Source organism: Hymenobacter fastidiosus, assembly GCF_039539565.1.
In the GTDB taxonomy this organism is placed as follows: domain Bacteria; phylum Bacteroidota; class Bacteroidia; order Cytophagales; family Hymenobacteraceae; genus Hymenobacter; species Hymenobacter fastidiosus.
Map to the genome: position 1 here is coordinate 83107 of NZ_BAABDJ010000038.1, position 13625 is coordinate 96731.

The 13625-nt window shown below is 61.5% G+C and carries 12 protein-coding genes; 8 read left to right on the forward strand and 4 right to left on the reverse strand.

Annotation, left to right across the window (positions count from 1 at the left end; all coding sequences use genetic code 11):
- Positions 1 to 8: 8 nt before the first annotated feature.
- Positions 9 to 707, reverse strand: a complete 699-nt coding sequence (locus ABD833_RS17305) for a TIGR04282 family arsenosugar biosynthesis glycosyltransferase (protein ID WP_345074700.1) — start codon at positions 705 to 707, stop codon at positions 9 to 11.
- A gap of 553 nt (positions 708 to 1260) precedes the next feature.
- On the opposite strand from ABD833_RS17305, the gene ABD833_RS17310 reads away from it, so the two are divergent.
- The 5 genes from ABD833_RS17310 (at position 1261) to ABD833_RS17330 (ending at position 7054) form a co-directional block, all read left to right on the forward strand.
- Positions 1261 to 2769 (forward strand): cellulose synthase family protein, encoded by a 1509-nt coding sequence (locus ABD833_RS17310; RefSeq protein WP_345074702.1) that lies wholly within the window; start codon positions 1261 to 1263, stop codon positions 2767 to 2769.
- A 46-nt stretch (positions 2770 to 2815) separates the two neighbouring features.
- Positions 2816 to 3265, forward strand: a complete 450-nt coding sequence (locus ABD833_RS17315) for a GNAT family N-acetyltransferase (RefSeq protein ID WP_345074703.1) — start codon at positions 2816 to 2818, stop codon at positions 3263 to 3265.
- Between the two features lie 564 nt (positions 3266 to 3829).
- Positions 3830 to 4759: a class I SAM-dependent methyltransferase gene (locus tag ABD833_RS17320; RefSeq protein WP_345074705.1), complete on the forward strand. Its 930-nt coding sequence runs from the start codon at positions 3830 to 3832 to the stop codon at positions 4757 to 4759.
- A 1407-nt stretch (positions 4760 to 6166) separates the two neighbouring features.
- Positions 6167 to 6766 (forward strand): sigma-70 family RNA polymerase sigma factor, encoded by a 600-nt coding sequence (locus ABD833_RS17325; protein ID WP_345074706.1) that lies wholly within the window; start codon positions 6167 to 6169, stop codon positions 6764 to 6766.
- A 15-nt stretch (positions 6767 to 6781) separates the two neighbouring features.
- Positions 6782 to 7054, forward strand: a complete 273-nt coding sequence (locus tag ABD833_RS17330; protein ID WP_345074707.1) for an anti-sigma factor family protein — start codon at positions 6782 to 6784, stop codon at positions 7052 to 7054.
- 225 nt (positions 7055 to 7279) lie between these two features.
- Here the strand turns inward: ABD833_RS17330 and ABD833_RS17335 are convergent, their stop codons facing one another.
- Both ABD833_RS17335 and ABD833_RS17340 read right to left on the reverse strand, forming a co-directional pair.
- Positions 7280 to 8332: an NAD(P)H-dependent oxidoreductase gene (locus ABD833_RS17335; RefSeq protein WP_345074709.1), complete on the reverse strand. Its 1053-nt coding sequence runs from the start codon at positions 8330 to 8332 to the stop codon at positions 7280 to 7282.
- A gap of 46 nt (positions 8333 to 8378) precedes the next feature.
- Positions 8379 to 9716, reverse strand: a complete 1338-nt coding sequence (locus ABD833_RS17340) for a family 1 glycosylhydrolase (protein ID WP_345074710.1) — start codon at positions 9714 to 9716, stop codon at positions 8379 to 8381.
- Positions 9717 to 9991: 275 nt separating this feature from the next.
- Here ABD833_RS17340 and ABD833_RS17345 point away from each other — a divergent pair, with 275 nt between their 5' ends.
- The 3 genes from ABD833_RS17345 (at position 9992) to ABD833_RS17355 (ending at position 12120) form a co-directional block, all read left to right on the forward strand.
- Positions 9992 to 10588: a carboxymuconolactone decarboxylase family protein gene (locus ABD833_RS17345; RefSeq protein ID WP_345074711.1), complete on the forward strand. Its 597-nt coding sequence runs from the start codon at positions 9992 to 9994 to the stop codon at positions 10586 to 10588.
- A 132-nt stretch (positions 10589 to 10720) separates the two neighbouring features.
- Positions 10721 to 11464, forward strand: coding sequence for a haloacid dehalogenase type II (locus ABD833_RS17350; RefSeq protein ID WP_345074713.1), 744 nt, complete (start codon positions 10721 to 10723; stop codon positions 11462 to 11464).
- Positions 11465 to 11514: 50 nt separating this feature from the next.
- The gene (locus ABD833_RS17355) at positions 11515 to 12120 is read left to right on the forward strand and encodes a peroxiredoxin-like family protein (protein ID WP_345074714.1); all 606 of its coding nucleotides are present in this window, start codon (positions 11515 to 11517) and stop codon (positions 12118 to 12120) included.
- A gap of 8 nt (positions 12121 to 12128) precedes the next feature.
- Here the strand turns inward: ABD833_RS17355 and ABD833_RS17360 are convergent, their stop codons facing one another.
- Positions 12129 to 13580 (reverse strand): dihydrolipoyl dehydrogenase family protein, encoded by a 1452-nt coding sequence (locus tag ABD833_RS17360; RefSeq protein WP_345074716.1) that lies wholly within the window; start codon positions 13578 to 13580, stop codon positions 12129 to 12131.
- Positions 13581 to 13625: the final 45 nt, after the last annotated feature.

The following is a 13625-nucleotide window of genomic DNA, read 5'->3' on the forward strand; positions in this document are numbered from 1 at the left end:
CGGAAGTTTCAGCAGGCCGGCGGCCCCCGGTGGGGGCGGGCGGCTACGCGGCCCCGCAGGCAGCGGGCCGGTTGCAAACCACGCCGCGCCCCGCGCCGCCCGGCGGTGCGCAGCCGGTGCAGGCCACGCCGCAGCGGCCGGGCCAGGGGCTGCCGCAGCGCCCGCGCCAGCCCGGCCTCGTCGTCGATGTCGGCCAGGGTGGGCAGCTGCTGCACGGCCGCTCCCAGCCGCCGCAGCTGCCGGTGCAGGGCCGCGCCCAGATGCCGGGTCTGCCAGGGCAGCGTCAGCCAGGGCGTGCTTTCAAACAGGGGCCGCGAAAGGCCCAGCAGGTACACACCGCCATCGGTGGCGGGCCCCAGCACCGCGCCGGTGGCCTGCACCGCCGCCACGGCCCGCCGCAGGGTAGCGGCAGTGAGTTGGGGGCAGTCGTTGCCGATGATGAGCAGGTGCTCGTAGCCCCGGGCGAAGGTGGCCCGCACGGCCCCGGCCAGCCGCTCGCCAAACGTAGCCCCTTGCTGCCGGGCCGAGTCTACGCACACGAAGTCGACACCGGCCTGGCGGGCCGTGGCGGTGGCGTGGGCGATGAGGCGGGCGGCCACCGCCGCGTTGTCGGCCCGGCTGCCGTGGCTCAGGAACCGCTTGCGCGCGCCCTCTTCCCCCGCCGAGCGGGTGAAGAGCAAAACGGCAACGCGGGCAGTAGCGGACACGGACAGAGAAAAAGAGACGGGAGAGAAGCCCGGGAATACGTCGTTCCCGGCCAGTTGGCGGGGAGGGCATTAAAGCTATTGTCGTAACTCCGCCCACAACCTTACGCCGTACGGAAAAAAAAAACGTGCGGGTTTGCGCATTGCCTCAACCAGACCAAAAAAATCGGGCCGGGGATGTAAGGGTGCCAACGTGGCCGCGACTATTAGCCCTGGTCACCAGCCGTCTGTTGCCCCGGTATGCTCCTTCTCATTGTTGGCAATGGCAGCACCGGCGTTACGGCCGCCCTCACGCCCCCAGCGTTTCATTTCTTATGGCCCTGACTTCTGCTCCCACTGCTTCCTCCATCCTAGCCCAGAACGACCTTCCCGTCACCGACCCCAGCGGAAAGGCGCCCCTGACGGCCGTAGCGTTGCGTTTGCTGGCGTTGCTCGCGGCGGCATGTGCTCCATGGCCTGCCCCATATTCGCGCCGACTTCCTACGGATATTGAGCCCGGCCGGGAAGCTAAGTCGTTGTGGACCACTCACTTTTTTACGCTGAACACGCTGATTCTATGCTGATACTGGAAATCGGGGTTGTGGGGGTTTACGGGCTCTGCCTGCTGTTTATGCTGGGGTTTAGTTTTTCGCAGTGGCAGCTGACCCGCCTGGCCTGGCGCACCGCCCGGGCGCCTGCGGGGCCGCCACCCGCGCCCGCCGAGTGGCCCACCCTGACCGTGCAGCTGCCGGTGTACAACGAGCGGGCCGTGGTGGAGCGCATCATCGACGCGGCCGCCGCCCTCGACTACCCCGCCCACCGGCTGCACATCCAGGTGCTCGACGACTCCACCGACGAGAGTGTGGCGCTGGCGGCCCGCCGGGTAGCCTTCCACCAGGACCGGGGCGTGCGCATCGACCACGTGCGGCGCCCTACCCGCGTGGGCTACAAAGCCGGGGCCCTGGCCCACGGCCTGACGGAAACCGCTAGTGAGTTCGTGGCCATCTTCGACGCCGACTTCGTGCCCGCGCCCGACTTTCTGCGCCGCACCCTGCCGCACTTCAACGCCCCCAACGTGGGCGTGGTGCAAACCCGCTGGGGCCACCTCAACCAGGACGAGTCGCTGCTCACCCGCCTGCAGGCCTTTGGCCTCAATGCCCACTTTCTGGTCGAGCAGGTAGGCCGGGCCGCCGGAGGGCACTTCCTTAATTTCAACGGCACGGGCGGCGTGTGGCGCCGCGCCTGCATTGAGGATGCGGGCGGCTGGCAGGCCGATACGCTCACCGAAGACCTGGACCTGAGCTACCGCGCCCAGCTGCGGGGCTGGCGCTTCGCGTACCGGCCCGACATTGTGGCACCGGCCGAGCTACCCGCTTATCTCGACGCGCTTAAATCGCAGCAGTACCGTTGGAATAAGGGGGCGGCCGAAACCGCCCGCAAGCACCTGGGCGGGGTGTGGCGCCACCCGCGCCTGTCGCTGGCCACCCGGCTGCACGCCACGTTTCACCTGCTCAACAGCTCGGTGTTCACGGTCATTCTGCTCATGGCCGTGCTCAGCGTGCCGCTGGTGCTGGTGCGGGCGCACCGGCCCGAGCTCAAGCCCCTTTTTCATCTGGCGGCGGTGTTTGTGCTCACGTTTGCGCCCCTCACCTACTACTACCACACCACCTGGCGGCTGGCCGGCGGCCCTGCCACCGGCCGCTGGTTTGCGCCGCAGTTTCTGCTGTTTCTGGCCGTATCGATGGGGCTGGCCCTGCACAACACCCGCGCCGTGGTCCTGGGCTTCCGGGGCAAGGCCACGCCGTTTATCCGCACGCCCAAACAAGGCAGCGGCGGCCGCGTATTACCTGCGGGCGATAAGGAAGCGCGGGCGGTTCCCGCCCGGGGGCCGCTGCCGCTGGCCGAAGGCCTGCTCACGCTTTACTTTGCGGCCGGGCTGGGGGCGGGCTTCTACTACCACGACCCGGGGCTGCTCCCGTTTCACTTATTGCTGGTCGCGGGCCACGGCACCCTCACCTACTACGGGCTGCGCCAGCGCCCGCCGGCCGTCACGGCCCCGACGCTGGCGCCCGTGCTCGCGAGCTAAAGACCGCCAGCTTCCGGTATCCGCCTACCCCTCCTTTACTCCTGGTATGACTTCCTTTTCTCTTCGTCCCGTTGCCCCGCCGGACCTGGCCACGCTGCTGCCCCTGATGGCCGATTTCTACCAGCACTTCGGCTACCCTTACGACCCCGCCGCGCAGCGGGCCGTGGCCGCCGACTTCCTCACCCACCCGGACTGGGGCACGCTGTACTTGCTGGAAGATGGCGGCCAGACCGTAGGCTACGTGGCGCTGACCTACGGCTTTTCGTTTGAGCTGCGGGGCCGCTTCGGCCTGGTCGACGAGCTGTACGTGACCCCGGCGGCCCGCGGCCGGGGCGGGGGGCGCGCCGTGCTGCTGGCCCTCCAGCAGCAGGCCCGGGCCGGGGGGCTGGTGGCCCTGCACCTGCAAACCGAGCCCGGCAACCCCCGCGCCCGGCAGCTCTATGAGTCGCTCGGCTTCGCCGATGACGGGCGCCGCAACCTGACATGGCACCGCTAAGCGGCTTTTCCTTCCCCACCCGCCCCCTCGCCACGGCGGCGGGGCGGATTTTCTCACCTTTGTTACCTTCAATTAATAAATTCGGGTCATTATTTAACTGCTGTCACGCACTAACGAGCTGGTGCGCGTCTCTGACGCGCTGCCCCCTGGCCTGGCGTCTCCCGACGCCCTACCGGGTACGCCCCCATTCGCGCCGTTCAGGGGGCGTTCAATGCCCGAGCCAGCGGCTCGAAGCCCGGCGGCAGCACGTCGCAGACGCGCGCCAGCATCGCACGGCGCAACAGCAGTTGTAGCAGTTTCAGGAACGGTATACCCAGTGTCCGCTGCTCCGGACTGGTCGCCGGGAGCGGATGTTGAACGTCCCGGGCCAACGACGACCGGCCCGACGGCTGGCAGCCGCCGGACCGGCAGCCACACCGTTCGCGAAACCGTTATAATATTATCCCCTATTTTGCAAACATTATAATAATAATAATCATTACCTATTCAGCAGCACATTCTAAAAAAGAGTAAAGGGTCATTTCCATTTTCATTAGAACAAGATTATCAAATCTTAAACCTACCATGCATCAACTTACCAATTGCCCTATTTGTAACGCCACCTCTATTGGTTCTTTTATTAAAACGACGGCTCAGATGCATTCGAATAATGAGCTGTTTAATTTTGATCAATGCGCTGAATGTAAAGTGGCTTTCTTAAATCCGCGGGTACCGTTAGAGCAACTAAAAAAATACTATACTTCTCATTACTTGCCTTACAGAGGAGCAAAAGCGTGGGGTAAGTTTGAAAAACTGGTGGAGAACAGCCAGCACACGTTAGATTTAAAACGGGTAGAGCGGGTGAAAGATGCTTGTGTCATATCATCAAAATCTTTGATCCTGGACGTTGGCTGTGGCAAGCCAAGCTTTTTAAAGGCGTGTCAGCAAGCATTAAATTGCCAAACCATGGGTATTGACTTTAGCGATGAGGGATGGAAAGGACAATCATCTCATTTCGAAGGGCTGGATTTAAAAGTAGCAGAAATCAAAGATCTGCCAAGCAGCCTGCAGCCTGATGTAATTACCATGTGGCATTATTTAGAGCATGATTATACTCCGCTTGAAAATCTTAGTTATCTAAAATCCATCGCGAAACCCTCTACTACCCTCATCATTGAAATTCCCAATTTCGATTCAATGAGCAGAAAAAAATACGGTAGAAACTGGGCAGGTTGGCATACCCCTCGTCATATTTCATTGTTCTCCCCGGATAATGCGGAGCTACTGCTTCAAAAAAGTGGCTGGAAAGTTTCTAAACTACTTACTTATGGAACCATGAATCCTTATTTGCTCTACTGGATGAGTGAGATGGAACAAAAAGGAATCGAGTGGGATAAAAATATGGAGAACAAATTTTTGGGATTTATGCTTGGAATGGTATTATTTACGCCCAAAAAATGGATGGAGAAAAAATCATCTCTAGGAATTATGACAGTAATTGCAACTCCACGGTAGCGTATTTTAAGTAGCAAGTCACAAGCAATAAGTAAGTAGTTTGGAGGAATTGTTTTGTCGTTTTAGAACGTCATACTGAGCTTGTCGAAGCATCTCTACCGCTTCGTTGTCGGAACTGGTGAAGCGGTAGAGATGCTTTGACAAGCTCAGCATGACCGTCTTTTTGTAAAATCAATTTCATCATATTATTAGCAATATTTTATTCAAGAACTTGGCATAGAGACCGTTATTATCCTGCTGCTTATTACGTGCTGTTACGCAGTAGTTGGGGCTGGCGCGCGTCTCTGACGTGCTGCCCCCTGGCCTGGCGTCCCCAGAGGCCCTACCGGGTACGACCCTATTCGCGCCGTTCGGGGGGCGTTCAATACCCGAGCCAGGCGGCAGCGCGTCGCAGACGCGCGCCAGAATTGCACTGCGTAATATCAGTTGTTACTTAATTCTTGCTGCTCACTTAAAAGATTACGTCTTTGTCTTCCCAGGGCCCGGTTGCTATACACGTTGAAATCTGGCAAATAAGTGTCTGAGCTAAATTATTTACTAAATAATTTAGCTCAGACAATCACATTAAGTAGTTAGCCATCATCTTTTAGCTGATAGCCGTTGGCTTTTGTTCAGTAAGTCAGTTAATTGCACGAAACGTAATGTATATTTATTTCGTTTGACTACTTATCAACAATAAATCTATCAGCTAATAGCTCGGTACTTATCTCTCCTTTATACCATTCATCCTTGCGTCTTCTTTTGATGGCTTCTTGATGTTGTTTGCTTTTTTGCTTTTGTAGGCAAACTGTTTTGGTTCCCTGACAAACTGCTGTTACGCAGTCCTTTGCTTGTTTCTCATTGCTTGTTGCTTGTTCGGCTGTTTTAAGTACTCAAGCAAAAGTAACCATCATGCAGAGCATAGCATCTTGTTTGCATCGTTAAACGATTGATTTACGGCCGCAGGCAAGATGCTTCGTCTCTGCTTAATGCGCAGAATGCTCTGCGTGACCGCCTTTTACTCGTTTACTTTTACGCGGCTACTTAGACCGGTTTTCAGTCCATTATTCAACCAGAACCGAAGGACGGCGCAAGCCAAACCAGAAACAAGCAACGAGAAACAACTTGAAGCATCAGTTGCTAAAGGTGCCTGCGTAACAGCAGTGACAAATTCCGTCAACTGGCAGGACAGGGCTTATCAGGGCTCTCATCCATCGGGCTAAAAGAGGGCCTGGTCGGCCGCTGAACCGCCCATTGATGTTGATGGCCAAGCCAGCAGGCCTTATTTTCGCAGGCAGGCCTCTCGCCACGGGATTCGTCAAAAAAACCATAAAATTAAATTGCCGGAATACTAGCTTTGAGGCAAGGAGCCGGCTGGTGCTGACCAAACCTTGTTTTTTCATCCTGGTCTCAGGCTTTTACCCCCCCATGACTCCCGCTTCCTCTTCGCTGCCGGCATCTGCCCCGGAGCCCGCGCTTTGGCTGAGCCGCTACGGCGATGAGCTGTTTCGCTTTGCCCGCCACCGGGTGGCCTCCGCCACGGCGGCCGAGGAGCTGGTGCAGGACACCTTCGTGAGCGCGCTGGGCTTCCTCGCTACTTTCCGGCAGGAAGCCTCGGAGCGCACCTGGCTGTTTATGATTCTACGGCGCCGGCTGGTTGACTATTACCGGCAGCAGGCCCGCAGCCCGCTCGTGCCGCTGCCCGGCGCCGGCGACGAGGCCGGCCACGGCTCACACTTCAAAATCGACGCCCACGTGCACTGGCGCGCCGGCCAGGAGCCCCGCGAATGGGCCCCGGCCGACACCGAGCTCGAGCGCCAGGAACTGGCCCAGCAGCTGCTCTGTTGCCAGGACCAGCTCCCGCCCCAGCAGCAGGCCGTCTTCAATCTGCGCTACGTGCAGGAAGTGTCCAGCGAAGAAATCTGTAAGGACCTGAGCCTCTCCCCGTCCAACTACTGGGTTATCATCCACCGGGCCAGGCTGCAGCTGCGCAGGTGCCTGGAAAAGCACTGGTTTTTGGGCGCTTAACCGCATACTACCTCTATGTCTGCCTTCTTTAACTGCGACGAAGCCACCCTACTCATCGAAAAGCGGGCCGAGCGGCCCCTGTCCCTGGCCCCGCGCCTGAGCTTGTGGTTCCACCTGCTGATGTGCGTTCTGTGCCGGCGCTACGCCCGCCAGACCGCGGTGGTGGCGCAGCTGGCCCGGCGCCTGGGCCGGGGCGACGCCTCGGCCGAAAAGCTCTCGGTCGAGGCCCGCGCCAGGCTGGAGCTGCTGGTGCGCGACGCTGGCTACGGCGGCACAGCGGCTCGGTAGGCGGAGTTGCCCGGATGGACGGGAGCAAATAACTGCTGTTACGCAGTCGGTTTCTGGTTTCTGGTTAGCCGTTTTTGAGCCGTTTTTTGGCCCCAGATTCAACCCGAGCCGAAGGACGACGCCAGCCAAACCAGCAATAAGCAACCACCGACAACCTGATACCCAAGACACCAAAGTTGCCTGCGCAACAGCAGTCAAGAAGTCGGAAAAAGCTGATTGATAGAGTCAGGTTTTGGGCAAATCGGGCCGCAGGGGGGTATCCTGGTTCAGGCCCAGCTCCTGCTGGGCTTCGGGCGACGACCCTTCGGGTGGCACGCCCAGCAGCATACGAGCCGTGCGCCAGCCCAGCTTGGCATCGGCCCACCGGTGGCCGGGAGCCTCGTAGCCGAAGGCGCGGAAGCGGCCGGGCGGCACGGGGCCTTTGGCTTCCACCGCCTGGCGAATGGCTCCGGCCCACTGGTCAAATTGCGCCATGAACTGCTCGTCCCGCACCATGTGCTCGGCCTGGTCTTCCGAGTATTTTTTTCCGTAGCCGGTTTCGCCGTATTGCCAGAGCTGGTCGGGCACTTCCACCCCGCCGTAGCGGCACTGCCACACCAGCGGCGCGTAGGTATCGCGCATGTCCTCAAACGGCTCTTTTTCGGGGTCGAAGTACGGTTTGTGGCGTAGGATTTTGGGGCGGCCCGTTTCGTCGAGCTCGTCGCCGCCGCCGTCGCCGTAGCAGAAGAAGGCGGCGGTGCGGCCTTCCAGGTGGTTCAGGCTCAGCCCCGGCCATTCGGGCTGGTGTTCCAGCCGCATGGCTTTTTCGGGGTCTTTGTGGTCGATGAGGTCTTCCTTGGGGTTGCCGCCGTTCATGCACACCAGCCGGTCAAACAGCAGCTTGAGCACCGAGCTGGGGCCGTACCAGTTTACCGGCCCGACGATGCACCAGGCGTCAGCCTGGTCGAGGCGGCTGTACAGGTCCAGGTTCCACATCAGGTCGGGTTCGAGCAGGCTGTTTTTCTCGTAGCAGTTGCAGGGCCACACGCACAGGGCCATGCTGGTGCTCACGCAGGCGTTGCAGGGCTGAATGCGGGCCCGGCCGTACACGTTGCCCAGGTCTTCGGTGTCGATGTCCCAGGTGGCCGGCAGGCGGTCGGCCAGGCGGTTCATCAGCGTGCGCGCCTTGCTGTCCACGCCGGGGCAGTTGTACTCGCGGCGGTTGGAGCCGGCAAGGAGCAGCACGCGCAGGCGGCGCGGTGCGGCGGGGGGAGCTATCTGGTCGGCTGGGGTGGGCATAGGAGCGGAGGAATGAAGGATGAAGGACGGAAGAGGATATGGCCGGCTAGATGTCCGTTTTGAGCGTGGCCGGGCGGTTGGTTTGCTCAAACAGCTCGCCGTGCGGCACAATGGTGATGTTGCCGTATTCCCGCAGCAGCTGGCGGTAGGCCTCCGCAACGGGCCGGGGCTTCCGGTCCAGGTCGTATAGGCCGCAGGGGTTCACGGTGCCCTCTTTGCGGGCCAGGCCAATGTTCCAGTCAATCTGGTCGATAAGCGAATACCACGTAAAGCCGAGCACGGGCACGCCCGTTTTGCGCATCCTGAGGATGTTGACCCACTGCTTCCAGAGCCAGGTGGGGGCCTCTTCCGCGTCGAAGACGTTGGTTTCGGTGTGCATCACCGGCTTGTGGTAGCGCAGGTAATACTCGTGGGTGATGTTGAACCAGCCCATCACCTCCGAGCTGATGCGTACTTCCCCGCCGGGCAGAATCATGCGTTCGTTCGTTCCATAATAGTCGTTGCCCATAATCTGGTAGCCCGGCGGCTCCCCGGCCATAAACCAGTCGTACTCTTTCTGACTCAGGCCATTTTTGTGCAGGTAGGCACACACGTCGCCGTCGGGGTGGTGGGCGTAGAGCAGGTCCAGCGAGAGGAAGCGCAGCTTATTGCCCAGCTGCACCTCGTGCGTGTGCTCGGCCCGTAGCTCGTGGGTGAACTCGGCCGACTCGCTCTGCACAATCACGCAGTCGGGGCGGTGGCGGGCGATTTGCTGGGTGCCCATAATGCTGGCCGCCACCAGGTGCTTCATGGCGGTCACGAAGGCTTCGTCCGACTTGAGCTGCTCGTTCCAGACGCCATCCTTGGCGCTGAACTTAGCCGTGACGTAAATTTCGTTGATGGGAGTGTAGTAGCGCACCCAGGGGTAGCGCTCGGCCACGGCCCCGCAATAGTCGGCAAAGTGAATGGGCAGTTCCGGGTTCTGGTAGTTGCCCAGCCAGTCGGGCACGCCAAAATGCATCAAATCCAGAATGAGGGTGATGCCCAGCCGGTTGATTTCGTTCATCACTTTATCGGCAAATTCCCAGTCGTACTCGCCGGGCCCCTTATGGATTTTGTAGTAGGGTAATCCGTAGCGCAGCACTTTGAGGCCCATATCCTGCACGAGCTGCAAATCCTTCTGCCAGTGCTCATAGTGGCCACATTCTTCCAGCAAGTCGCGGCGGATTTTGCCGTTGCCAATGGTGGGGTACGAACACTCGATGCCCGTGGCAAACATAAAATTGCCGGCATTGCCACTCGGCAGGCCCCGGCCGGAAGTGCCCCCGGCCCCGCCGTATTCGTCGCCGGCGTAACCGCCGCTGCCGAAGTGCCGTTTGATGTTGGTCAGAAAAGAGTGGGCCATATATTCAGGAAATGGTGGGTGCAGAGGGCCGGGTCAACCTGCCCGTACCAGGGGCAGGAAAATGCCTGCCTGGTCCGCCATAAGCCGGGCTACTTGTTAGTACGGGATACACCAAGGCCGGGGTTGCTGTGAAATGCGGTTTTGTCGCCTCCCGACAATTGGCCTTACAAGGCCATAGCGTTGTTACGGCCGGGGTGCCAGGCTCGGGCCAATTCCGGTATTTGGTGCAGCTTTGTTCGCTGCTTCACATAGCCCCAAGTCATTCCCACCCGCCCATGTCCACTCCCCTCGTCGCGCCCCTGGCCGCCGATGCCAACCCCGAAATCGCGCAGCTGGCCTCTTTCTTCAACGAAACCCTGGGCTTTTGCCCCAACAGCGTGCTCACCATGCAGCACCGGCCGGCCGTGGCCGCCGCCTTCATCGGGCTGAACAAGGCCGTGATGGCCAACCACGGCCGCGTGACCAGCGCCCTGAAGCGGCTCATCGGCTACCTCAGCAGCCACGCGGCGGGCTGCCAGTACTGCCAGGCCCACACCATCCTGGCGGCCGGGCGCTACGGCGCCGCCCAGGAGCAGCTCGACCACATCTGGGAGTTTGCCACCCATCCGGCCTTCAGCCCGGCCGAGCGGGCGGCGCTGGCCTTTACCGTGGCCGCCTCGGCGGTGCCCAACGCCGTGAACGATGCCCTCAGCAACGCCCTGCGGGCTAACTGGAACGAGGGCGAAATCGTGGAAATACTGGGCGTGGTGAGCCTGTTCGGGTTTCTTAATCGCTGGAACGACTCCATGGGCACCACCCTGGAACCGGGCGCCGTGGCCCTGGCCGAGCAGCACCTCGTCCCGCGGGGCTGGTCGCCGGGCAAGCACGCCTGAACCGGGACTTGGTGCGGGGTTCAGGTTAATGGACAGGGCCAACAAGCGGGCGCATTGCCGCCAAAAAAGCGGAGGCGGGCCAGCCAGGCACTGCGCGGCTGCGTAAGCAGGCGGATGGTTACCCGCCGCTTGGTGTTGTCCTCCCTCGCCCTGGCCACTGCGGCCGTGGCCCTGCCAATCTCCCTTTCCGCCATGACTGCTGCTCCCAACCGCCCCAAGCTGCTGATTTTCGACGTCAATGAAACGATGCTCGACCTGAGCAAGCTGCAGAATGCCGTCAACCAGGAATTTAAGTCTGAAACGGCCTTCAAGCAGTGGTTCTCGCTGCTGCTGCAATACTCGCTGGTCGATACCGTGACCGGGAACTACCACAACTTCGGGCAGATTGGCGACGCCGCCCTCGACATGCTGGCCCAGGCCCTGGGCCAGCCGACCCGCCCGGCCGGCCGCAAAAAGGAGCTGCTCACCCTCATCACCGAGCTGCCCCCCCACCCCGACATTATTCCCGGCCTCACGACCCTGCAAAAGGCGGGCTTCCGCCTGGTCACGCTCACCAACTCGCCCCATGCCACGGTGCAGAAGCAGATGGCCTACGCCGGCCTCACCGGCTTTTTTGAGCAGCTGCTCAGCATCGATTCGCTCAAGCGCTACAAGCCCCACCCCGACACCTACCACACCACCTGCGAGCGGCTGAAGGTGGCCCCCGCCCAGACCATGCTGGTGGCCGCCCACGGCTGGGACACGGCCGGGGCGCAGCTGGCGGGCCTGCAGGCCGCGTTCATTGCCCGCCCCGGCCAGCAAACCTACCCGCTGGCCCCCGCGCCCACCCTCAGCGGCCCCACCCTGCCCGACATTGCCCGCCAGCTGCTGGGCTGAGCCGGCCGGGCCAAAAAGCCGGCCGGGCACGGAATGGCTACCTTGCGGCCATGAACAACCGCCTGCTCCTTCCTCTCGCCACGCTCGCGCTGGCCCTGCCCCAGGCCAGCCGCGCCCAGCAAACCCCGGCCCGCACAGCTGCGCCACTGGCCGTGGGCTCGGTGGCTCCAGCCTTCAAGGGGAAGGATGCCGCCGGACGGCCCGTGGAGCTGAAGCAACTGCTGAAAAAGGGGCCGGTGGTGCTCTACTTCTACCGGGGCCAGTGGTGCCCCTACTGCAACAAGCAGCTCAGCCAGCTGCAGGATTCGCTGCAGCTGCTCACGGCCAAGGGGGCGCAGGTGGTGGTGATAACGCCCGAAACCCAGCAGAACATCGGCAAGACCGCGAAAAAGACCAGGGCGGCCTTCCCCATCGTGCAGGACCAGGGTTTTGTCATCATGACGGCCTACCACACGGCCTTCACCGTGGACCCGGCCACCGTGCTCAAGTACAAGGGCTTCGGGGTGGATTTGAAGCAAGCCAACGCTTCGAGCGACGACGTGCTGCCCGTGCCGGCCACCTACGTCATCGGCCGCGACGGCCGCATTAAGTTCACCTACTTCAACCCTGATTACCGCCAGCGCGTGTCGGTACGCCGGGTGGCCGCCGCGCTGTAGCCCCGGCCTTATTGCAGCTTATAGGCCACGTCGAGCGCTGTTTGCAGCAGCGGCGATACTTCCTGGTGCTCTACGATGAGCTTCTGGTTGATGCGGGCCGCCACGGGGTACGGGTACACCTTATCAAAAATCTCGCTGATGCCCATCCCGCTGGTGTTAGCCAGAATTAACTCCTGAATGAGCTCACCCGCGCCGGGGGCCACCATGGCCCCGCCCAGGATGCGGCGCTTGCGACCGGGCAGCGGCAGGGCATTTTTCTCAATAAAGAGCAGCAGCCGCCCGTAGCGGTAGCTGTCCACCACGGCGCGGTCGTCGTCGGCAAAATCCGTCTCCCACCGCTCGTAGGCGGTGCCGCGCTTGTCCAGCTCGGCGGCGTCGAGGCCGAAGTGGGCCACTTCCGGGTCGGTGAAGGTGACCCAGGAGAAGTGGTCGTAGCTGAGCTTTTTCTTGAGGGGCGAAAAGAAGTTGAACAGCAGCAGGCGCACGTGCAGCTCGGCCCCGTGGCTGAATTTGAGCGAGTTGGCCGCGTCGCCGGCCACGAAAATATCGGGGTTGGTGGTTTGCAGGTGCTCATCAAGCTTGATATGGCCTTTCTCGTCCACTTCCACGCCGGCCTTGTCCAGCTCCAGTCCGGCAAAGCTCACGTGCCGCCCGATGGCCACGTACACCACGTCGAAGTCCACCGTAAAGGAGTCGCCGGACTTGGGCTTGACCTGGGCCTGCGAGGCCGAGGTGAAAGATTCCACTTCGGCCTCCAGGTGAATGGTGAGGCCTTCGGCCCGCAGCCGCTCGTCGAGCACGGCCCGGATGGCGGGGTCTTCCTTTTCGAGAATGCTGGCCCCGTGGTGCACAATGGTCACCTGCGCACCCAGTCGCTGCATGGCCTGACCCAGCTCCACGCCGTTGGGGCCGCCGCCGACCACGAGCAGGCGCTTGGGCAGCTCGCGCAGGTCCCACACGCGCTGGTTGTCGTATAGGCGTACCTGCTCCGCGCCGGGCACCTGCAGCTGCTGGGGCCGCGAGCCGGTAGCAATGACAATCTTACGGCCCCGGTAGGTTTTGTCGTTAATCTGCACGTCGTGGTCGCCCACGAAGGTCGGTTCCCCGATTTCCACCGTGATGCCCAGCCCGCGCAGGTACTCGGGGTTTTCGTGGTGGCGGATGACGTCCTGCCGCTCGCGCACGTAGTCCATCACCTTCGCCATATCCGCCGTGCCGCTCACCTGCAGGCCAAACTGCGCCGCCTGCCGGGCCTGGTGCACCTGCCGCGAGGCGTGAATCAGGGCCTTGCTGGGCACGCAGCCGTGGTTGAGGCAGTCGCCGCCTACGTCCTCCGGCGTTTTATCGATGAGCAGCACGCGCTGCTTGATGCGGGCCATGAACAAGCTCAGGCCCAGCCCGGCCGAGCCGGCGCCGAGCACAATTAAATCAAAGTCGCAGGGTGGTTTTTCTTTCGTCATGGGTCAGGGGATAGGGTGGCAAGCGGCCTGCTGGCAGCAGTCTGT

Coding starts and splice junctions, on each gene's coding strand:
- ABD833_RS17315 (WP_345074703.1), top strand. CDS start 2,816: ATGACTTCCTTTTCTCTTCGTCCCGTTGCCCCGCCGGACCTGGCCACG.
- ABD833_RS17340 (WP_345074710.1), bottom strand. CDS start 9,716: ATGGCCCACTCTTTTCTGACCAACATCAAACGGCACTTCGGCAGCGGC.
- ABD833_RS17345 (WP_345074711.1), top strand. CDS start 9,992: ATGTCCACTCCCCTCGTCGCGCCCCTGGCCGCCGATGCCAACCCCGAA.
- ABD833_RS17330 (WP_345074707.1), top strand. CDS start 6,782: ATGTCTGCCTTCTTTAACTGCGACGAAGCCACCCTACTCATCGAAAAG.
- ABD833_RS17320 (WP_345074705.1), top strand. CDS start 3,830: ATGCATCAACTTACCAATTGCCCTATTTGTAACGCCACCTCTATTGGT.
- ABD833_RS17355 (WP_345074714.1), top strand. CDS start 11,515: ATGAACAACCGCCTGCTCCTTCCTCTCGCCACGCTCGCGCTGGCCCTG.
- ABD833_RS17325 (WP_345074706.1), top strand. CDS start 6,167: ATGACTCCCGCTTCCTCTTCGCTGCCGGCATCTGCCCCGGAGCCCGCG.
- ABD833_RS17360 (WP_345074716.1), bottom strand. CDS start 13,580: ATGACGAAAGAAAAACCACCCTGCGACTTTGATTTAATTGTGCTCGGC.
- ABD833_RS17310 (WP_345074702.1), top strand. CDS start 1,261: ATGCTGATACTGGAAATCGGGGTTGTGGGGGTTTACGGGCTCTGCCTG.
- ABD833_RS17335 (WP_345074709.1), bottom strand. CDS start 8,332: ATGCCCACCCCAGCCGACCAGATAGCTCCCCCCGCCGCACCGCGCCGC.